Source organism: Arthrobacter sp. Bi26, assembly GCF_918697925.1.
In the GTDB taxonomy this organism is placed as follows: Bacteria; Actinomycetota; Actinomycetes; order Actinomycetales; family Micrococcaceae; genus Arthrobacter.
Genome location: NZ_CAKKMF010000006.1, coordinates 1 through 20,020, shown reverse-complemented (window position 1 = coordinate 20,020; position 20,020 = coordinate 1). Strand labels below are relative to the sequence as shown.

At 66.8% G+C, this 20,020-nt stretch carries 21 protein-coding genes and 1 pseudogene; 10 read left to right on the top strand and 12 right to left on the bottom strand.

Going from position 1 to position 20,020, the window contains the following annotated elements:
* Window positions 1-146 precede the first annotated feature (146 nt).
* Window positions 147-581: an SRPBCC family protein gene (locus tag LQV16_RS02465; RefSeq protein WP_229992350.1), complete on the top strand. Its 435-nt coding sequence runs from the start codon at window positions 147-149 to the stop codon at window positions 579-581.
* 93 nt (window positions 582-674) lie between these two features.
* Here LQV16_RS02465 and LQV16_RS02460 read toward each other — a convergent pair.
* Window positions 675-1,028, bottom strand: a pseudogene (locus LQV16_RS02460) (transposase); the annotation flags it as partial.
* 472 nt (window positions 1,029-1,500) lie between these two features.
* Between LQV16_RS02460 and LQV16_RS02455 the strand changes: the two are divergent.
* From LQV16_RS02455 to LQV16_RS02430, 6 genes are all read left to right on the top strand, one after another.
* Window positions 1,501-2,088: a ferritin gene (locus LQV16_RS02455; protein ID WP_229992349.1), complete on the top strand. Its 588-nt coding sequence runs from the start codon at window positions 1,501-1,503 to the stop codon at window positions 2,086-2,088.
* Window positions 2,089-2,219: 131 nt separating this feature from the next.
* Window positions 2,220-3,155, top strand: coding sequence for a polyphosphate kinase 2 (gene ppk2, locus LQV16_RS02450; RefSeq protein WP_229992348.1), 936 nt, complete (start codon window positions 2,220-2,222; stop codon window positions 3,153-3,155).
* Window positions 3,156-3,538: 383 nt separating this feature from the next.
* Window positions 3,539-3,829, top strand: coding sequence for a hypothetical protein (locus LQV16_RS02445; protein ID WP_229992347.1), 291 nt, complete (start codon window positions 3,539-3,541; stop codon window positions 3,827-3,829).
* Between the two features lie 112 nt (window positions 3,830-3,941).
* Window positions 3,942-4,577, top strand: a complete 636-nt coding sequence (locus tag LQV16_RS02440) for a LysE family translocator (RefSeq protein WP_229992346.1) — start codon at window positions 3,942-3,944, stop codon at window positions 4,575-4,577.
* 152 nt (window positions 4,578-4,729) lie between these two features.
* On the top strand, window positions 4,730-5,335 hold the full coding sequence (locus LQV16_RS02435) for a glyoxalase (RefSeq protein WP_229992345.1): 606 nt from the start codon (window positions 4,730-4,732) through the stop codon (window positions 5,333-5,335).
* Between the two features lie 184 nt (window positions 5,336-5,519).
* Entirely contained in the window at window positions 5,520-5,990 is a 471-nt protein-coding gene (locus LQV16_RS02430; RefSeq protein WP_229992344.1) for a group II truncated hemoglobin, read from the top strand.
* Window positions 5,991-6,051: 61 nt separating this feature from the next.
* Here LQV16_RS02430 and LQV16_RS02425 read toward each other — a convergent pair whose 3' ends face one another.
* Window positions 6,052-6,654, bottom strand: a complete 603-nt coding sequence (locus LQV16_RS02425; protein WP_356815663.1) for a glycoside hydrolase family 15 protein — start codon at window positions 6,652-6,654, stop codon at window positions 6,052-6,054.
* 129 nt (window positions 6,655-6,783) lie between these two features.
* Window positions 6,784-6,936 (bottom strand): hypothetical protein, encoded by a 153-nt coding sequence (locus tag LQV16_RS02420; RefSeq protein WP_229992342.1) that lies wholly within the window; start codon window positions 6,934-6,936, stop codon window positions 6,784-6,786.
* A gap of 418 nt (window positions 6,937-7,354) precedes the next feature.
* Here LQV16_RS02420 and LQV16_RS02415 point away from each other — a divergent pair, with 418 nt between their 5' ends.
* Both LQV16_RS02415 and LQV16_RS02410 read left to right on the top strand, forming a co-directional pair.
* Complete coding sequence (locus LQV16_RS02415; protein ID WP_229992341.1) at window positions 7,355-8,023, top strand: alpha/beta hydrolase; 669 nt, start codon at window positions 7,355-7,357, stop codon at window positions 8,021-8,023.
* 243 nt (window positions 8,024-8,266) lie between these two features.
* Entirely contained in the window at window positions 8,267-8,521 is a 255-nt protein-coding gene (locus LQV16_RS02410; RefSeq protein ID WP_229992340.1) for a hypothetical protein, read from the top strand.
* A gap of 128 nt (window positions 8,522-8,649) precedes the next feature.
* On the opposite strand, the gene LQV16_RS02405 is transcribed toward LQV16_RS02410, so the two are convergent.
* From LQV16_RS02405 to ligD, 5 genes are all read right to left on the bottom strand, one after another.
* Window positions 8,650-10,086 (bottom strand): MFS transporter, encoded by a 1,437-nt coding sequence (locus LQV16_RS02405; RefSeq protein ID WP_229992339.1) that lies wholly within the window; start codon window positions 10,084-10,086, stop codon window positions 8,650-8,652.
* Window positions 10,087-10,367: 281 nt separating this feature from the next.
* A complete protein-coding gene (locus LQV16_RS02400; protein ID WP_229992338.1) occupies window positions 10,368-10,802 on the bottom strand; it encodes an SRPBCC domain-containing protein in 435 nt (144 codons plus the stop codon).
* A 231-nt stretch (window positions 10,803-11,033) separates the two neighbouring features.
* Window positions 11,034-11,537: a GNAT family N-acetyltransferase gene (locus tag LQV16_RS02395; RefSeq protein WP_229992337.1), complete on the bottom strand. Its 504-nt coding sequence runs from the start codon at window positions 11,535-11,537 to the stop codon at window positions 11,034-11,036.
* 230 nt (window positions 11,538-11,767) lie between these two features.
* Window positions 11,768-12,181, bottom strand: coding sequence for a MarR family transcriptional regulator (locus LQV16_RS02390; RefSeq protein ID WP_229992415.1), 414 nt, complete (start codon window positions 12,179-12,181; stop codon window positions 11,768-11,770).
* A gap of 111 nt (window positions 12,182-12,292) precedes the next feature.
* Window positions 12,293-13,318 carry a non-homologous end-joining DNA ligase gene (ligD, locus tag LQV16_RS02385; protein ID WP_229992336.1) on the bottom strand — a complete coding sequence of 342 codons (1,026 nt, stop codon included), beginning with the start codon at window positions 13,316-13,318 and terminating at the stop codon, window positions 12,293-12,295.
* Between the two features lie 171 nt (window positions 13,319-13,489).
* On the opposite strand from ligD, the gene LQV16_RS02380 reads away from it, so the two are divergent.
* Window positions 13,490-14,179 carry an alpha/beta family hydrolase gene (locus tag LQV16_RS02380; protein ID WP_229992335.1) on the top strand — a complete coding sequence of 230 codons (690 nt, stop codon included), beginning with the start codon at window positions 13,490-13,492 and terminating at the stop codon, window positions 14,177-14,179.
* Here LQV16_RS02380 and LQV16_RS02375 read toward each other — a convergent pair.
* The 4 genes from LQV16_RS02375 to LQV16_RS02360 all read right to left on the bottom strand — a co-directional run bounded on the left by LQV16_RS02375 (window position 14,176) and on the right by LQV16_RS02360 (window position 19,619).
* Window positions 14,176-15,399: a macrolide family glycosyltransferase gene (locus LQV16_RS02375; protein ID WP_229992334.1), complete on the bottom strand. Its 1,224-nt coding sequence runs from the start codon at window positions 15,397-15,399 to the stop codon at window positions 14,176-14,178. The two genes, LQV16_RS02380 and LQV16_RS02375, sit on opposite strands and share 4 nt — an antisense overlap.
* Before the next feature lie 176 nt (window positions 15,400-15,575).
* On the bottom strand, window positions 15,576-18,281 hold the full coding sequence (hrpB, locus tag LQV16_RS02370) for an ATP-dependent helicase HrpB (RefSeq protein ID WP_229992333.1): 2,706 nt from the start codon (window positions 18,279-18,281) through the stop codon (window positions 15,576-15,578).
* A 109-nt stretch (window positions 18,282-18,390) separates the two neighbouring features.
* Window positions 18,391-19,116 carry a zf-HC2 domain-containing protein gene (locus tag LQV16_RS02365; RefSeq protein WP_229992332.1) on the bottom strand — a complete coding sequence of 242 codons (726 nt, stop codon included), beginning with the start codon at window positions 19,114-19,116 and terminating at the stop codon, window positions 18,391-18,393.
* Window positions 19,113-19,619 (bottom strand): sigma-70 family RNA polymerase sigma factor, encoded by a 507-nt coding sequence (locus LQV16_RS02360; protein ID WP_229992331.1) that lies wholly within the window; start codon window positions 19,617-19,619, stop codon window positions 19,113-19,115. The genes LQV16_RS02365 and LQV16_RS02360 overlap by 4 nt, the downstream gene beginning before the upstream one ends.
* Window positions 19,620-20,020: the final 401 nt, after the last annotated feature.

Here is a 20,020-nt window from a genome sequence, read left to right as displayed (position 1 = left end):
ACAGCGGTCGACGTCGGCCGCGACGGCACGATCCGGAGGACACCTGGACCGGGCGCGGGCCGGCCAGGGCCGCACGACGTACAGTATGGACAACATCGATCGGCTGGCCGGGAATCGGCCGGGACCAAGAACCAGTAGGGGTATGCATGGCTCACGCCGAGAACGAGACCACCATTAACCGTTCGCCGGAGGATGTCTATGCGTTCCTCGCCGATGGGCTGAACAACCCGGCATGGCGTTCGGGGGTGCAGGACATCACACTGAAAAGTGGAACACCCGGGGACCTCGGTGCCGTGTACAGCCAGACTCTCACGGGTCCGGGCGGCCGGCCTATCGTCGGTGACTACGAAATCACGGCTGCGGACCCCGGAAAGCATCTGGGCTTCCAGGTCGTGGCCGGCCCTGCCCGCCCGGCCGGCGCTTACCGGCTCAGTGCAGCGTCCGGCGGAACGACTGTCCTGTTCACCTTGGATCTGCAGCCCAAGGGACTCATGAAACTCGTGGGTCCGGTGATTGTCCGCACCATGAATGCCGAAGTCGCGCAACTGACCAACCTCAAAAGCGTTCTCGAATCCGCATAGCGAGGCCTCACAGGGTGGCAACTATGGAAAACCGGAATCCCGATGTGGATCTGTGGCTGGAGAAATACGACAACCCGCAGCGAGAACTGGTCGCAGGACGGCTGCGGCGATCCGGTGCGCGTCCAACGGATCGGACTTCCCGACCCCGTGCCGGGCCCGGGCGTCCGTCCGTGTGGCTTCGGCGATCGGGTATCCGGCGCCGCCGACAGCACCGGCCAGCAGGGCGCCGTATGAGGCGACGCCCTCGATTACCCACAAGGTGGCCAGGTCGGCGCCGGTGCGCCGAGCGACCCAGGCGATGGCCCGGTTGATGCCGGCGCTGGTGGTGGGGAAGTCCCGGGTCTGAAGCAGTTCGCCGGTTGAGGTGGCGATGATGGCGTAGACATGGTTCCTGGCGTGAGTGTCGACGCCGACGACAAACGGGCGGGAATGCGCAACGATAGGCATAGCGGTTCAGGCACCTTCCTCAATTTCGCGGATATGATCAGGGCCGCGCACGGCCGGTACCAATCCGGGTAGAGGTCACTTCGGAACAGCACTGTGACGAGCCACGCCCCGTCAAACAGGGCGGGCAACCTTCTGATCAAGTCACCGATGTGGGCCGGGCAGGTACCGGCCGCCCACCCCATGGACGGACGAGTCGACGGAAGGGCACCCGACGGGGGCCAGTTCTTGTTTGAGTCGCGACCACAGGGCGGAACGGCCAGCACCTACTCTGCCAGGCAGTCCCAGACCAGCCACACCAATCCTCACAGTTCTTGTTTGTGGGCAAGCTTCCGCGACCAGGAACCGCAGGCTATTGACCGGCCATCATGCATCCGGGACGCTCGAAGCAAGACCCCCTGCAAATCGACAGCGCGGCCGACCCCGGCCAGCTCTGTCCGCAGTCGCCCACACAGACCCCCGTAAGGAGCTCCCGATGGAATCCGCTAAATTTACTGAACTGCTCACTCGCCAGGTTGGCAACGAATTCGCCGCCTCCCACCAATACGTCGCCGTGGCCGCATGGTTTGACGGGCAGGACCTTCCGCAGCTGGCCAAACACTTCTACCGCCAGTCGCTGGAAGAGCGCAACCACGCCATGATGATGGTCCGCTACATCCTGGACCGCGGACTCAAAGTCGCCATCCCTGGCATTGATCCGGTCCGCAACGACTTCGCTGACGTCGAGGAGCCCCTCGCCCTGGCCCTCGCGCAGGAACAGGAAGTCACCGAGAACATTAAGGGCATCTTCGCCGCAGCCAGGGCTGAGAATGACGCCCTGGGCGAGCAATTCATGCTCTGGTTTCTCAAGGAACAGGTCGAAGAGGTTGCCTCGATGACCACCCTGCTGAACATTGCCCGGCGCGCGGACAACCTCTTCGACGTCGAAAACTTCCTGGCCCGTGAACGCCTCGGCGACCAAGGAGGTGGCGGTGGCTACCGGGGATCCGGCGGGCATCATGCCGGCCAGACCGGAGGGGGCCACGACTCCGGAACGCCGGAAGCGGCCGGAGGATCACTTTGAAGCCCATCCCTATCGTGAGCTCCACTTGTCGGCTTAGGCTGGTCGCATTCTATGAACTCAGTTGAGCATCGAACGCTGCCGGCACCCTAGAAAGCCGGCGACGGTTCAGCGGGGCCGGAAGGAGGCTGGGGATGGCGCATGCGGACAGGACGTGGACACCCGAGGATCAAGGTTGGCTCCGGGAAAACCTGCGGGAGGCCATCGACCATCTGGTGGAGATGGGGTACACCGTGCGCGGGGGGCAAGGCGAGGATCCGGAGCTGATCCACCCGGGCGGTTCGGCCGTGCAGACGTGGCGGGAAGACTACCCCTACGACGAGCGGATGTCCCGTGAGGAGTACGAGCTGGAGAAATACCGGCTCCAGGTTGAACTGCTGAAGTTCCAGTACTGGGGCCAGGACCAGGAGCTCCGGCACGTGATCGTATTCGAGGGCCGGGATGCGGCCGGCAAGGGCGGAACGATCAAGCGCTTCACCGAGCACCTGAATCCCCGCTCGGCCCGGGCCGTGGCATTGAGCAAACCCTCGGACCGTGAACTTGGCCAGTGGTACTTCCAGCGCTACATCCAGCATCTGCCCACGGCCGGGGAGATCGTGATGTTCGACCGTTCCTGGTACAACCGGGCAAATGTGGAGCGGGTCATGGGCTTCTGCACGGAGCAGGAATTCGACACTTTCATGATTCAGGCGCCGCTCTTCGAGAGGATGCTGGTGGACTCCGGAATCCACCTGACCAAGTTCTGGTTCTCCGTGACCCGCCACGAGCAGCGCACCCGCTTTGCGATCCGGCAGATAGACCCGGTGCGGCGCTGGAAGCTCTCCCCGATAGACCTGGCCTCCCTGGACCGGTGGGAGGAGTACACGGCAGCCAAGGAGGAGACGTTCCTGCGGACCGACACGGACCATGCGCCATGGATCACCATCAAGTTCAACGACAAGAAGCGGGGCCGGATCAACGCCATGCGCTTCTTCCTCAACCAGTTCGACTACGAGGACAAGGACACAACTGTGGTCCACGGCCCCGACCGGCTGATCGTGCGCCGCGGCCGCGACGCCGCCGGCGACTAGCGGGCCGGTCAAGCCCGGCGAAGGCCGCGCAACGGGCACGGCGCAGCCGCCCTCGCTGCGCAGATCCCTGCTCTGAACGGATTCTTCTCCAGAAAGACCGTCGATCACCCTTGAAATAGACCCAAAACAGAGGGGTAATCGTTTAAGGCGGATCAATGCCAGAGGGCCCCAACAATACTCGCGGCCGTGGACGGCTCGTACCGAGCCGACGGCGCGCGCGGAACCGCCGGGCTGGGGCCGGTGCGGCCCTTGGGGCACCAGCCTGCAGATGGCCCCGGCCTCCTCGCGGCTAACGACATATCGAGCCGGTGTCCATACCGAAGCGACCTCGTGGATGGCCGCCGCCCCTTCAGGTACCACCAGGGAGGAAGGAGGAACCAATCATGAAGCTCAAGGCACATTCCGTTGCTTTCACTCTCCGAAACCGGTTTATGCGCCGCGGGCTGGATGATGAACACGCCCAGAATCCGCGGCGGCAACCCGCAACCAACGACGTGACCCCCGTCAGGATCGTCGAACCCGGCAACGCCCGAGAAATGCCCGAAGATGGGCCGGATGACCGCGATTATCAGCGGACCGACCCAGACGAGGAGCCGAAGGACACCCTATGGTTTTACCTTCTTGGCATTGCCACCATCCTGTACCTGATCGCGCTGATGGCCATCCTCCTCTGATGCAGCGCAGCTCGCTGCCCTCGAAAAGAAAGTCGGGTCGCGTTTGACTGCCTCCCCGGCCGTGCCTCGCTGCAATTGCAACCAGGCAAGCTGCACCCGGACAATGGTGCGCATGACCGCTGTAACCCTGCTGGCTTTTGCCGGCCTGTGCCTGCTGCTCTCCGTCACCCCCGGCCCAGATACGTTCCTGGTGCTGCGGATCTCGCTGCAGAGTGCCGTGGCCGGCCTTGCCGCGGCACTCGGCTCGGCAATGGCATCCCTGGTCTGGGCCGGGCTGGTGGGGGTGGGTCTCGCCGCAGTGCTGGAGGACTCCGCCGAAGTATTCCGCTGGCTAAAGGTCGCGGGCGGGTTGTACCTGCTGTACCTGGGCATCTCGTCGCTGATCCGGGCCCGCCGCACAACACCCTCAGCAACGGCCGGACACGCTCCCCGCCGGAGCTACAGCCGAATGACAGGGTTCGGCGCAGGCGCGTTCTCCACACTGCTCAACCCCAAAGTCGGCCTGTTCTACCTCGCCGTCGTGCCGCAATTCATTCCGCACGGCGGCAACACTCTGGACACCGCGATGGTGCTTGGTGCCATCGAGAGCATTATCGGTTTCCTCTATCTGGCCGCCGTATCCATCGCGGCAGCGAAGGCAATGGCGTGGCTGCAGCGTCCGCGAGTGAGCAGCTGGCTCGAACGCGGCAGCAGCGGCATCATCGCCGCACTCGGGCTGGGCGTGCTGGCATCGAGCACCAGCTCGTAGCCAGTGCCGGTCATCCAACCCGAAGGTAACCGCAGGCCGAGCCGGATGTTCGGCCACATGCGGGACGGATCGATCAGGATCGGAGAAGCGATCAGGGAGGCCACAGCATAAAGTCATCAACACGACCTGCCCACCCTTCCGAAGGACCTGCCATGACCTCCATCGAATCAGTCACCCTCGAAGTACCTGACCCCGCGGCCGCCACCGCCTTCTACACTGCTGCCTTCGGATTGGGAACGCAGGTGCGCGTGCGAACTTCGGATGCCCCGACGGCCGGGTTCCGCGGGTTCACGATGTCGCTCATAGTGTCGCAGCCGTCCACCGTCAGCAGCCTGATCGACACTGCTCTGGCGGCTGGTGCCACGACGCTGAAGCCGGCCCAAAAGTCACTGTGGGGCTATGGCGGCGTCGTTCAGGCTCCCGATGGAGCGATCTGGAAGGTCGCGACGTCGGCGAGGAAGGACACCGGTCCGGCCACCAGACAGATTGACCAGATCGTGCTGCTGGTAGCGGCCACCGACGTTGCTGCGAGCAAACGGTTCTACGTCGACCACGGACTCGCCGTCGGGAAAAGCTTCGGCAAGTACGTCGAGTTCGCCATGCCGGCGAGTCCCATCAAGCTGGGGCTCTACGGGCGCCGCGCTCTCGCCAAGGATGCCGGCGTCCCTCCGGAGGGCACCGGTTCGCACCGGCTCACGATAGGCAGCGACGCCGGCCCGTTCACCGACCCGGACGGGTTCGCGTGGGAGCCCGCATGAGTATGAGCCGGGAGGCCGTCGGTCATTTAGCCGCTTGTGTTCCACCAGGTGATGCGGCTGTTCGGGTGAAAAGACACCGCACCTGTCGTCGAAAATTTTCCACGGAGGCGACCCTCATCCGCTACCGCGTCCTTCGCTGAGCCGGCCCCTTCCGTACAAGGGTGGGGCATGCCATCGTTGCAGGATGCAGACGGTGTACGAAGCCGCCGGCGGAGCCCCCTTTTTCCTGGCGCTGGCCGGCGCATGGCATACCAGGGCAACGGCCGACGAGGTGGTCGGCCACGCGTTCAGCCATGGCTTCCATCCCGAGCATAGGCGGCGGCTGGCCGCCTACTGGGCGGAGGCTTTAGGTGGCCCGACAACCTATTCAGACTCCTACGGCGACGAGACATCTGTGGTGCGGATGCACAGCGGCAACGGGCCGCACGAGGATATGGACCGTAGAGCGATCGCCTGCTTCGATCAGGCACTGACCGACGTCGGACTCACCGATGAGAACCCTCTCTTCAAGGTGCTGCACGACTACTTCGCGTGGTCGACCACCACCACGATGTCCCGGTACCACCGCTCCGTAGAGGACGTTCCGAACGGCCTGCCCATCCAACACTGGTCGTGGGACGGTCCCGTCGGAGGGGCGGGTTCAGAAGACTCCTGATCGCATGCGAGCCGAACGTCTGTCCCCTACCCGGAGCCCCTGTCTCCGCCGACGGTGCCTTTCATGAGCCAGATATCTGATCGACTCCCAGGAGGGGAGCTGGTTTCTTGTGTCCCTCCGCTGGGCCTTCAGCAGCCGCAGCCCGCAGCCCGCTGGCCAACACGCCCACATGGCTGAACGCCTGAGGGAAATTTCCGAGGATTTCCCCGGTATCGGGATGGATCTGTTCAGGAAGCAATCCCAGTGGGTCGGCACGGCTGCTGCCGCCCAGATGCTCTGTCAAAGTACGCCTCTCGTCGTCCCAGGACTGAGTTAACGCGGCTTTCCGGATCTCTCTGGCTGTGGTTTCCCAGCGGCGCTTAGGGTACGGAAGCCCGTCCCTGCGGTCGATCCGGATGGCGCGGTCAATGGCGACGAAGCAAAGCGCCGCCGAGTACGCACGGCCTGGGGTGCGGATTTCCCAAGGGCCCGAATCCGGGACGCGCCATCTCCTTATCGCCATTTCCACGATGGGCGTCAGTGCCGCCCAAAGCTGCTTGTCCACCCGGTTCCCGCGGCCGTGAAAAAAGAACCTCGAGCCCGTTAAGGTGAGCCGGGCTGCAGGCAGGTGGCCCCAAACACTTCTTGGTGCGGGACAACCACTAGTGATGATGGGTGGGACCATCACCCAGATCTGTGCTTTTCGATGTCACAGGCAAGAGTTGTTTTCAGGTTTCAAGCAGTCAGGGCGCACGAAAGCGGCGGCCGGTCCCGTGTGGGACCGGCCGCCGCCGTTGAGCGATCAGGTTGAGCGTCAGGCTTTGGCCTTGCGCTTCACCCAGCCCCAAACAGCCGTGGCCACCAGCAGCACCAGAGCAATGATCGCCAACCAAAGTAGGCCCTTCACGGCGAAGCCAAGGATCGAAAGTACAAGCCAAATGATAAGTAGTGTGATTATTAGTCCCATACCGGAAGCCTATGCCACGTCAGTAGCCGACGGCGCCATCGGGACCGCGCTCCACGTCCGCTTTGGCGCTGGCCAGGGCATCGGACGGTGACCCTGCGGTGGCCGCGGCTCTGCTGTCGCTCGTTATCTATGGGGTGAAGCGAGGACGAAGCCTGTCATGTGTTCGAGTCCAGGACGACGGTCTCTGAGACAATTCGATCGTCCGGTTACCGACGGGAAACGTAAACTGCTTCCACCTGACTGGAACGAACTGCCCGAGATGCGAATGGTCCGTTAGCGGCTGCCGGGGTTGCCGGCGTCCATAAGGGCGGGGAGAAGATGGGGAGATGAGATCCGTGATGAAGCGAAAGCAGCCCAACGGCCGCCACCTGCTGGTCCGGAACCGGGGTCCCGTCGTCGGCGTTTGGCTGGTACTGCGGTGAATACGTTCGTGCTGATCCCGGGAGCGGGCGGCGCAGCCTGGTACTGGAGCCACGTCGTTCCTTTGCTTCAGGGGGCCGGCCACGACGCCGTGGCGGTCGATCTGCCCGGCGACGATGAAAGCGCCGGGCTGCCGGAGTACGCGCGGCTGGTTCTCGACGCCATCGGTGGGCGCAACGACGTCGTGCTTGTTGCGCAGTCGCTGGGTGGCTTCACCGCCCCGCTCGTGTGTGAGCGCGCTTCCGTCCGAAAGCTCATCCTGGTGAATGCGATGATCCCTATACCGGGCGAGACCCCCGGCGCATGGTGGGACAACACCGGCTGGGCTGCAGCGCAGCAAAGCGCGGCCAAGGCCCACGGGTACAGTGCCGAGTTCGACATTGACACCTACTTCCTGCACGATGTTCCGCCGGAAATCGCGGCGGAAGGGGAACCGCATCAGCGCCCGGAAGCAAACGCGGTTTTCGGTTCGGTATGCAACTTCACGCAATGGCCCAAGATCCCAACCCGCGTGCTTACCGGCGAGGCAGACCGGTTCTTTCCTCTGGATTTCCAACGACGGGTCGCCCGCGAACGCCTCGGTGTGGAGCCCGACGTCGTGCCCGGCGGCCACCTCCTCGCCCTAGCAAACCCCGACGGCGTGGCCAGCTACCTGCTGCGCAGTTGAATTTGGGGAACCGGAATGGGTGCCGGTTCGATGATCGTTCCGTTGACAGGTGAAACGGTGGACGATCTCGGCCCCGGGGTCCTTCAACACGCGTCCGAGCAACACCTGACCCGCCGGGTTGAGCCGAACTGGACAGGGTTGTCTTCCTGGCATAAATTCAACGTTGGCAGTCGGGCGGTGACCCACCTGCCCAGTGTCGGTGACTGAGCGTCCCAGCGATGCACACGAGATAAGGGAACGGATATGAGCGCGCATTTTGATCGGTTCCTCGCAGAGGCCGTGACCAGTGACCGGGAAACCGACGGCGGGTTGGACGAGGAAGAGCTGTACGGGTTGTACACCAGCTGGTGCCTGATAAACCACACCGAGCCGGAGCCCGCCGAGGCTCTTTGGGCGGCCCTCGAAGGCCGCCGGATCAAGCCTGACGACAACACTCTGGCCATGTCCGGTCCCGCCGCGTTGGATTACATCGTGTACAGCTCCCCCGACCTGGCGTAAACGCACCTCAAACGGACGGTGGGACCGCTGGACCGGCGTGCTGGACGAACGATGCGGCTTAGACGCTGAATGCGGCATCAGGCCGCAGTCCGATGGCAGAAGGCCGCACCAGGGCTTGGACCCTGGGATCACCCCCGCACGGCGGCGGGGACCTGCTTGACGGGTTTTGTGGCAGGCATCCCGATAACGGCGACGACGGTGAGCAGCGCGACGATCATTACCGCCAGGAACACGGCGGAAGAGGCCGCCACGATGGTACCGGGATCCGTGTCACCGTGCGGAGTGCCGGCGTAGACGGCGTTTGCTATCGCCCCGAACACTGCGACGCCGATGGAGCTGCCGATTGATCGGGCGAAAAGGTTGGTGCCGGTCACCACCCCGCGCTCGTTCCATTCGACGCTCGTCTGGGCGGCGATGAGGGTCGGCGTGGCGACCAGCCCGAGTCCGAGTCCGACGATGAAGCAACTGCCTGCGACCAGCGCAACGTTCGGGACGGAAGCGGTGAGGGCCAGGACCGCCGTGCCGATGACGGTGACCGTGATACCGATCATCGCAGTGTTCCGGAACCCGATCCGCAGATACAGGCGGCCCGATTGGGACGCACTGATCGGCCAGCCGATGGTCAGCGCCGCCAGGGCGAGCCCGGCCAGGATCGGGGAGGTCGAGAGGGCTCCTACGAGGAAGGTGGGAACGTAAGAGGTGATGCCAAGCATGACTGCTCCCACGCCGAAGGCGACCATCGCCGTCGTCGCCAGCAGCCGCCGGGACACCACCCACGGCGGCAGGACAGGCTCCGTTGCCCTCCGTTCGGCGAGGATGAACGCGGCGAACAAGAGCGCACCGCCGGCGAACACTGCGCTGCTGATGGCGGAGTTCCAGGCCCAGGCCTGGCCGCCCTCGAGGGCCCCGAGAATGAGCAGGGTGAGCGAAACCGTGAGCAGCCCCGCGCCCAGATAGTCGACCCGGTGCTTCACGCGCTCGATGTTCTCGTGAAACGACCGGACCAGCATCCATCCTGCCACCAGGCACAGCGGGATGTTCACGAGGAAAATGCCACGCCAGATGCCGAGCGTGGCAAACACTCCCCCGAGCGTCGGGCCCACCACTGAGGAGACCGCCCACACACTCGCAAGGTAGCCCTGTACTTTTGCCCGCTCTGCCAGGGTGTATATATCGCCGGCGATGGTGATGGCCATCGGCTGGACCGCTCCGGCGCCCAGGCCCTGGACCACGCGGAAGGTGATGAGCACCGGCATGCTCCACGCGACTCCGCACAGGACCGAGCCGAGCAGGAACAGTCCAATTCCGATCAGCATGATCGGCTTGCGGCCGATGGTGTCGGAGAGCTTCGCGTAGACAGGGACTGACACAGCCTGCGCCAGCAGGTAGGCGGAGAACAGCCACGGGAACGACGTGAACCCGCCAATGTCATGCACGATCGCAGGCACGGCTGTCGCCACAACGGTCGCGTCAATCGCCACCAGACCTGTAGAGAGCATCAGGGCAATAAGGACAGGTCCGCGTTCGGAGCGGAAGCCGACTCCCTCGGCAGGCGTAGTCGTCACGTGACCTCATTCCCATCGGTGCTCAAAGGCGGCGTTGTGCGCAGAACCGGTTCCACCCCCGACTGCATAACGGCACCCGTCACCGAATTAGTCCCGGACCTGCCTCATAATCGCGGCGATGGTCCGGACTATTGCAAGCTTGCTTATTATCGTCTACTTTGAGGCTCGGATGCGGCCCGCCTAGCGAACGCGGGCCTTCGGCACACGCCTCTTGCCGACTTCCTGACAGGCCGGCTCCGCGTCCAAGTCCGGAGCCGGCCTCGGGGGCGCCGCCCATCACCTCATTGAGCGTGTCGGCCGAGGATTTCTGAGCGTTTCCTGACGGCGTTGACGTAATCGATGAGAGGCTGCCGCGCGTCCGGCATGGCCTTCCCGACTAGCCCGCGCAGTGGGCCGGTGATCTCCTCCTTCACGCGCAGGTGCGTCTTGCCATCGTCGTGGGGTTCAAGCGTGAACGTGCATACGCCGGTGATCAGACCCAGGGGCAGGCCCCCGGTCCAGGTCATCACCTCGCCGGGCCTCTGCTGGACACGCAGCCGGAAGATGCGGCTCCCACAGGTGCGGGTCCGGATTTTGATGGTGCCACCGTTGCGCAGTTCGCCCGTGACGTGCGTGATACCGGAATCCCAAACTGTGTAGTTCCCTGCATCGGTGATGATGTCCCAGACGGTGGAGTCTCGGGCTTTGATAAGTGCCTCAGCCTCGACGGAATGCATGAACCTACCGTATCCGCCGCGTCCCGGGGAGGCGCCAGAGGATTTGGGCACCTGTCTGGTGAACATCAGCCCACGTCCACGGCATAGGCCAAAGGCCTGGGAGACGTACTCCGAGTGGCTTTGGGGCAACCTAGGTGACTGATGGCCCGGCTCATGTCGACACCGCATGCTGCGCGGAAGGCTGCGGCGCTGGCTGCCGCAGAACGCAAGTTCTGGCGCCCCGGCAATGGGTCAGAGGGTGAGCTTCATGCCCTCGTGGCTGCAGACAAAGCCCAGGCGCTCGTAAAAGCGGTGGGCCGCGAGGCGGGATTTGTCGGTGGTCAGCTGGACGAGGGAGCAGCCGCGCTCACGAGCATGCTTAATGGCCCATCGCATCATGACCGCACCAGTTCCCTGGCCTCGCAACTGCTTGGCTACTCGCACCCCTTCAATCTGTGCACGCCAGGATCCCCTGCGGGAGAGGCCGGGGATGAAGCTGAGCTGGAACGTGGCCACCACCTCACCGCCGAGTTCTCCCACTACCAAAAGGTGGGCGGGGTCGGATTCGATTGCGTCAAAAGCCAGCTCGTACGGGTCCGGAGCGTCGGCCCTTTCTCGGGTTGATCCCAGCTGATCATCGGCGAGTAGCTGCAGAATTTGAGGCAGGTCAGCTTTGGTCGCGTGCCGGAGGCTGAAGGTTTCAGAGCCGACGGCGGCAGTCACTAAAGCGGGGACAGCGGAGGAACGGGAGGTCATGACCCCAGCATTCCATGAAGGTCCAGGGGCTTGCGACTAATGCTCTCTGTGGTGCCAGCCCCGCCGCAGGGATTCAGACAGTTCCTCCTAGGCACACCGATGGAGGGGCCAACTGTTGGGTGTAGTGCTGCCTGTCGCAGGGCTCCGATCACCCTGGCGGGTTCCTGACCTCCCCGACGGCGGCGGCGCCGGGCGTGAGTGAGCGTGTGCGGAGGCACATCCAACCGCTCCTATCGCGAGGCGAGCAGGTCCGCGTTGTTGCTCATGCGTTCGAGGACGCTGACAGCCATGGCGTACTCATCCGCTCCGATGCCTGCCGTGAGCTCACGGCGGGCAGCTTCCGCCAGCCCGGTTGCCTCCGAATGCAGAGCGGCGCCGGCCTCGGTCAGGGCCAGGCGCCCATCCAGCAGGAGCACCAGCCCCCGCCGAACCAACGCGGCCAGGTCCCGTTCCTGCCCTCCGCCGCCGTCCGCTGCGTTGAAAGGCCGAAGAATATCCCGCATTTCCGCCGGTGTGACGGGGGCGGAGCCCAACGTATCGAGGACCTGCCACTGCCTTCTGGACAGATGGACACCGGCCAGCGTGGAATCGAGTTGTGCCTGCAGCGACGCATCCAGGCGCCGGACCCAGTAGCCAATGGGCATGTTCACCTTGCCATCGTCGCAGGAGCCTCATCCCGGGCAAGGTCGCGGGCGGAGCCCGACTCCGGATTTCCGGGGATCATCCCCGCTAGGGTCGCCTCGTGGTTGAAGTGGTCAGCCGCTGTTGCGCGCCCGGCTGGGCTGGACCCGCGGCGGTTCCCCGGGCATCTTGGGAAAGTCCGGCGGGAACGGCAGCTCCCCCAACCCGGCCTCGACATCCCTGTCCCACCATTCCAGGAGGAGATCGACGGTGCCCGCTCTGCCCGAATGCATGCCCTCCCACGGATCGCCGGAGGCTTTGAGCCGCTCCGGCACGGTGACGATCGTGAAGGCACCGGGATCGACGGCTTTGAGCTCCTCCCAGCGGATCGGGCAGGACACCGTGGCATTGGCGAGTGCGCGCGGGCTGTAGGCCCCCGCTATCGTACGGTCGCGGTTCGCCTGGTTGAAGTCGGCGAAGATGCGGGCGCCGCGTTCTTCCTTCCACCAGGCGGTGGTTACCTCCTCGGGCAGGCGCCGCTCGAGTTCGCGCGCCGCCGCGATGACCGCGTGCCGCACATCCAGGAACTCCCGGGTCGGCTCGATCGGGGCAAAGACATGGAGCCCCCGGTTGCCTGAAGTCTTGATGAAGGCGTCCAGCCCGGCCTCCGCGAGGACGCGCCGCAACTCCAGCGCCACCGGAACGGCCTCTGCGAACCCCGTACCAGGCTGCGGGTCGAGGTCGATCCGCAACTCGTCCGGATTATCCGGGTTGCCGGCCCGGGAGGGCCAAGGGTGGAAGACCACGGTATTCATCTGCACCGCCCACACCGCTGCGGCGATTTCGTCGATCACCAGCTGGGGGTGCGAGCGTCCGCTGGGATAGACGACGTCGACCGAACGGATGAAATCCGGGGCGCCTTTAGGCGGGTTCTTGGAGAAGAACTGCTCGCCGTCCACCGAGTCCTTGAACCGCTGGAGGGTCACCGGCCGGTCCCCGTTCGCCGCCAGGAAGGCATCGCCGACGTCCACCATGTACCGCGCCAGGTCCAGCTTGGTCAGTCCCAGCTTGGGCCAGACGACCCTCGCCGGACTCGACACCCGCAACTCCCGGTCGCCGTGCGGACCGCTGACAGTGAGGTGGACTTCTTCCTTGGCCATGGGGACAACCTACCCCGGCGGCGGGGACAGTTGAAGGGCGCAGCCGCCACAGCGAGCGGAGAGCGCGAACCGGCGGGCGGCGTCGTGGTCACGGAAGTGGAGGGCCCTAGTGGAGAACGGTGTGGCAGGGGCCGTGAAGCGGAACTGCCCTGGAAGCGGCATGATGGACGCATGACAACGCCCGAGTTCCCGATCACCTTTGAGGTCGGCGACGCCACAGTGTCGGGCGTCTTTGCCGAGCCCGACGGCTCCTACGCAACCTTGGTTGTTGCCCACGGCGCCGGGGCGGGAATGGACCATCCGTTTCTCGTGGGCTTCACCCGCGCCCTGAACGCTCTGGGTGTCGCCACCCTGCGTTTCAACTTCCCCTACCGGGAGGCGGGACGGAAATTCCCTGACAGGCCGCCGGCGGCAATCGCGGCCTGGCGGGCGGCCATGGAGACCGCTGCGTCCCGGTCCGCCGGCCGGCCGCTGTGGGCCGCCGGGAAGTCGTTCGGTGGGCGCATGGCCTCAATGGCGGTGGCGGAAGGAATGCCGGCTGCCGGGTTGGTCTACCTGGGCTATCCGCTGCACCCGCCGGGCAAACCGGAAAAACTCCGCGACGTGCACCTCTACGGGCTGACTCTGCCGATGCTTTTCCTGCAGGGCACGCGCGATACGTTCGCCACCCCGGAACTGCTGGAGGCCGTGGTCGCCAGAATCGGACCTTCCGCGACCTTGGAGTGGCGCGAAGGCGGAGACCACTCCTTTGCCGTTGCCGGCGCGAAGCGTAGTGCCGACGAGGCGGGGGCGTCCCTGGCGGCCACGGTAGCTGAGTTCTTGAAGACACACGGCGAATATCCCGCGAGCGTGCTCCCCTAACCGACGTTGCCGAACCGCCCCGCCCCGTGGCGCACATGCGCTTCGATGGCGTCGGCCGCAGCGACGGCCCCTCCCGCGCTGCGGACAATATCGCTCATTGCGGTCACGTTCCGCCGGACCTGGGCGTCGGTGTGGAGCGCGGCGGCCGCGGCCCGGAGCGCGTCGGGCCCGACGTCCTCCGCCGCAAGGTGCCGGCCGAGACCCAGTTCTTCAAGCCTGCGGGCGGTGGCCACCTGCTCCGGTTGCTGTGGCACGGCCACTAGCGGGACGGCGAAATAAAGTGCCTCCATGGTCGAATTCATGCCGGCGTGGGTAATGAAGACAGCGGTTTGACGCAGTATCAGCAGTTGAGGGAAGAAGGGCCGGACCTGGACGTTTGGTGCAATCGTCCCCAGATCGGCGAGGACCGTCTGGTCCCCGACGGCCATGGCGACGTCCCACTCGCTGCCACCGAAGGCCTCAAGGCACATCCGGAAGAAGTCCGGCCGGCGGTTCAGTGGAGTGGTCCCCAGCGATATGAAGAGCAACGGACCCGTTCCCTCACGGACCCATGCACCGTCGCTGTCCCGGCCGCCCACGCTGGGCCCCACAAACCGGAACCGGTCATCGAAGGTGGCCCCCATGGGCTGGAACTCGCGGGGAAGGAACACGATGTTGAACGGCGCTGGCGGGCCGTCGAACAGCCGGGGCGTCCGCACACCTTGCTCGGCCGCGAACTCCGCCAGCAACTTGCCCATGGCCAGCGCAACCTTGGCCATCTCGTCGGCGCCTTCCGGTGGCGGGGCGGGCATCAGCGATCTCAGCGAGAAATGTTCGTTGCTGGCATAGGTGGGCATGAGGGCAATGGCCGGGGCCCCGATTTTTTCTGCGGCCATGCTGCCGCTGAGCGTCATCGCGTCAAAGCAGACGGCGTCCGGCGGGTCCTGCCGCAGGCGATCCACCAGCGCCGGAAAGCTGGATCTGAGGTCCTCGAAAACCCGGTTCATGATCGGCAGCATCAGCTGCGCCTGCGCCCGTTGCCCGGTCCCCAGCGCCGGCATCGACGCCATCCAGTTCCCGCCGGAGGCGTGAAAGGCCGCGCCCGCGTTGCGGATCCGCGGCCCGAAGTCGGCCGACGTGAAGTACGTGACCCTGTTCCCCCGGCCTACAAGCTCCGCCACCAGCGGCAGGGTCGGGTTCACGTGTCCGTGGGCGGGAATGGAGACGAACGCAAGATGCATGGCCATCACTCTTCATCGCTGGGCTAAATTCCCGTTTGGCCGGTCCGTTTGACCGGCCTGTTTGCCGGCGTCTCGCGGGCCTGGCGCTCCGCCGGCGTCGTGCAACTTCATCATGCCCCTGTTGCCCGGGCGGCGCGAGTGGTCAGCCGGCAGCGCCGGGCTGCTGGTCCCGGCGGTCAGTTCCGGGGCTTGGTCCGGGCTGTCGCGGGCGCGGTCCACGGGTCTTCGGGCCAGGGATGCCGGGGATAGCGGCCGCGCATTTCCGCCCGGACCTGGGCGTAGGGCCCGGACCAGAACGATGCGAGGTCGTCCGTCACGGCCAGCGGCCGGCGGGCCGGCGAGAGCAGGTGGAACAGCACCGGCACGCGCCCTTCAGCCAGCCGCGGCGTCTCGGCCCAGCCGAAGCACTCCTGCAACTTGACGGCCACTACCGGCCGGCCGGTGGTGTCGCCCGCGTCCGGGTAATCGATCCGGATCCGTGACCCGCTGGGGACCGCCAACGACTCCGGTACCAGTTCACCGAGCCGGGCCGCCTCAGGCCACGGCAGCAGCCGGCTCAGCGGGCCGGCGAGGTCGATCCCGCCCGTGGATGCCCCGCCGGCCAGCGCCGCGAGTTCCGGGGCCAGCCATTCGTCCAGCCGGGCCAGCAGCGCCGGCTCGGAAACGTCGGGCCAGGACCCACCCAGCTCCCGGTGCAGGAGGGCAAGACGGCGGCGCAAGCCATCCGCCGCCGCCGACCATCCGATGGTCGCCAGCCCCTCGCTCGCCAGGGCGCGGGCCACAGCTGCGCGGCCTTCGTCCGCGGGAGGCCGTACCGGGGTGGACGAAAGCACGATCGCGCCCAGGCGGCGCTCCCGCCGGGCCGAGACGCGGCCCTGGCTAAACCGCGCCTGCAGGGTTTCGCTGAGGAGGTTGCGGGCGGCGGCCTCCGCGGTGCCCGCCGTCAGCGGCGCCGCGGAGCGGATGACGGCGCCGGTCCCCGCGGCGTCGCGCCCTTGCGCGCGCGATACTTCGGCCACGCCCAGCCACTCGTGCCCGGACAGGGGGCTGCCGGCCGGCAATCCGGCGCGCGTTCCGGACGTGAGCAGGTATTGTGCCGGCCCCTCCCCCGGTACACGGCGCGCCACGCGGTCCGGAAAGGCCAGCGCGACGACGAACCCGACCGCTTCCGCAGCGCCCACCGCCCCAGCCGGCGCGACGCCGGCTGACTTCTGGGGCCCGACGCCAGGGGACTCCTGGCGCGCGATCGACTCCATCCGCCGGACGTCTTCCGCCCACCGCCGGGATCCGGGATCCCTGCCCGTCCGCAGCGCGGCGACCAGGCGGGTCAGGTCTGCGCCCGGGGCACGCTGGTCCCCCGAGACCAGGGCGACAGCCTCGGCCGCCGTGCGGTGGCCCACCGTCGCGGCGCCGTCCAGCAGGGCGCGGGCAAGCCGGGGGTCCGTCGGGACCCGGGCCAGGATCTTGCCCAGTTCGGTTGCGTGACCGTCCGGAGCGATGGCGCCGAGTTCCCGCAGCACTTCAACGGCCTCGTCCATGGCGGCTTGGGGCGGCGCGTCCGGCAGGGCCAGTCCCCGGCCGCCGGGGGCTCCCCAGCACGCCAGAACCAGGGCGGCGCCGGTCAGGTCAGCTGCCGCAATCTCCGGCGTCGGGTGGGCCGGCGCGGCGCCAAAGGCCCTCTGGTCATAGCAGCGGATCACCGTGCCCGGGCCCTGGCGTGCGGCACGGCCGGCGCGTTGTTCCGCGGACGCCCGGGAGCAGGACACAGTCACCAGGCCCGACATCCCGCGGCCGGCGTCGCGCCGTGGCTCGCGGGACAGCCCGGAGTCGATGACCAGCCGGACGCCCGGGACGGTGAGGGAGGACTCGGCGAGTGCGGTGGAAACGATGATCCGGGCAGCCCCGCCGGGTTCACGCCCGGAGACGGCGCGGTCCTGCTCCGACGGACCGGCCTGGCCGTGGAGTTCCAGGACCTCAGCGCGGCTCCGGCCGCGCAGCCGCGCGGCAATGTAGGAGACCTCCCACGCGCCAGGAACGAACACCAGCGCGTCAATGTCCCGTCCGCCGGCCAGCGCGGCGGCGTGCCCCGCCGCTGCCGCGTCGGCCACGTGGTCCAGGAAGGCCCGGGCCACGCCGCGTTCGTCCAGCCGCGGCACCGGCGCGGGGGCCCATTCCACGTCCAGCGGGAACAGCGCGGACGGACAGTCGACAACCGGTGCCGGGCCGCCGCCGTCGTTTCCGGCCGCCGCTTCACCGATCAGGGTGTCTCCGATCAGGGCGGCGAAACGGGGCGCGTCGAGAGTCGCCGACATGGCGACGAGCGTGAGGTCACCGCGCAACTGGCGGACTTCGATGAGCATGCCGAGGAGGAGGTCGGTCTCCAGCCCGCGTTCGTGGACCTCGTCGAGGATCACGGCGTCGGTGCCCTCGAGCCCCGGTTCCGCGAGGAGGCGGCGGAGCAGGATGCCGGGGGTAACGAACTCGATTACGGTTCCGGGACCCGTCTGGCGTTCCCCGCGGACCGTGTAGCCCACCCGGTCACCGAGCCGGGTGCCGGCCAGGGTTGCCAGGCGCCGGGCGGCCGCACGGGCAGCGACGCGGCGCGGCTGGGTGACCACGATCCGCGGACGGCGCCCGCGCCCATCTCTCCCGCGGGTCGCGGTGTTGCTGTTCGCGATGTTAGCCAGCAGCGGCGGCACAAGCGTCGTCTTGCCCGTGCCAGGAGGAGCCTGCACCACCGCGGACGCCCCGGCGCCTCCGCCTTGCAGGGCCGCCGCGAGAGCCCCCAGCGATTCCGCAAAAGTCAGGCCAGCCCCGATGACGCCGAGGTCGAAGAGGCCATTGGAGTAGGCTGGGTCGAGGGGTGCGGTCGCGGAGGTCACGCCTCCATTGTCTCCGCAATTCACCCCGGGCGCGCCGGTTGATCCGCACGCCGCGTTCCTGGGCAAACATGCGGGAGTCCGGTCCGCCGGCCGCCCGACGTCCCCGGAGCTACACGCTCGCGGTCAGGATTGTGCTTCCGCTGGCGATGGCTCGGATTTCGACACGGCGGATGTCGGCAAGCCGGACGACGGTGGTCGCCGTCGGCGTGGCCACCGTCCCGGGTGTTGCCGCCCAGGTGGCCACCTGTGTGGTGACGCCGTGCGAGTCGACAACCACCAAGCCGTACTCCTCCGGGGAGCGCGGACCGCCGGGTCCCTCCGGCCCTGGCGCGTCAGCCGGTGCAGCCGTGTATGTGCACTCCCAGTCGATCCGTGTTCCCCACGGCTGCAGGGTAAGGGAGCCCTTCGCAACCAGCGAACTGTCGACCACAGGGGTGAAGTTCAGCGCCGTCGGGGATACGGCCTGCGCCTGCACGGCCTGCGGGGCAGGGGCCGTGACCGCAATGGTGACAGCGCCCGACGCGGCGGCCGCGCCTACCATCAGTCCTGCGACGGCCAGGCGCACGCGCCGGCGTCCGCGCTGGACCGTTTTCGCCAACCCGGGAAGCACTCCCGGCGTCGGCCTGGCGCGGTCGCTCTGCCCGAGGGCGGTTGCCTCCTCGGGTGAAAGTGCGGCCAGCAGTGACGGTATTCCGGCCAGTTCTGCCACGGCGGCCCTGCACCCGGCGCAACCGGACAGGTGTTCCTCGAACTCGTGGCGCTCGGAGGACACCAAAGTTCCCAGCACATACGCGGCATCCCAGCTCCGGTACTCATCCCTTGCGTCTTGGATCATGGCGTCACGCCTCCTTCCTGCAAGGCCAGTCGCAGCGCCCGCAGCGCGTAATGTAACCGCGACTTTACGGTTCCTTCCGCCAGCTGAAGGCTTTGCGCGATTTCGGCCGTTGTCTCCCGGCGGTAATACGCGTGGATGACGACGGCCCTGTGCTCAGCGGACAGTCCGGCCAGTGCATCCGACACGAGCCACCCGTCCAGGATCCTGTCGACCCGGTCCGCTTCGGGAATCTCCGGGAGCTGTTCGGTCCGAGTCTCGTGCCGTCGCCGGGCGCTGCGCCGGTCATCGATGACCAGATTGCGGGCAACCGTGTAGAGCCAGGCCCGCACCGCCGTCTCCGGGCGCTGCAGAACCGCCGGGTGTTGCCAGGCGCGGATCAGCGTTTCCTGCACGACGTCGTCGGCCAGGGTACTGTCACCGGTCATTCCCATGACGAATCGCCACAGCGCCGGGCCGTAGGCCTCCTGCAAGGAACGCAGCAGCTCGGCCTCCTGATCGGACATTTCCGCCTCCTTGCATGTACTACGACGCCGGCCCGCTTTCCGTTCACCGGCCCCGCCGGCATCGTCCCGCTCTCGGCTTCGTCCCGTCCGCGGCCGGAAGTTGGGGCCGTATTGAACCCGCGGGCAGCCGGGACCGTTCTAGGGACAGCCCGGCTGAACGCGGCCGGCCTTCCCCGAGGAGCGAAACCATGAAGATTTCCCGCCCGGCGTATGCTGCGGCTGCGCTGGGCACGACGCTGTTGCTCGGAGCCTGCTTCGCCGGGCACACAGCAATGCCGGCACCTGCCCCTGGCACGGTCACACCGGCGCCCGCGACGCGGAGCCCTTCACCGTCGCCCAACGTCCACGCAAGCCCCAGCCCGGCTCGACCACCCGCCGTTGCACCGCCAGCCCCCGCTCAG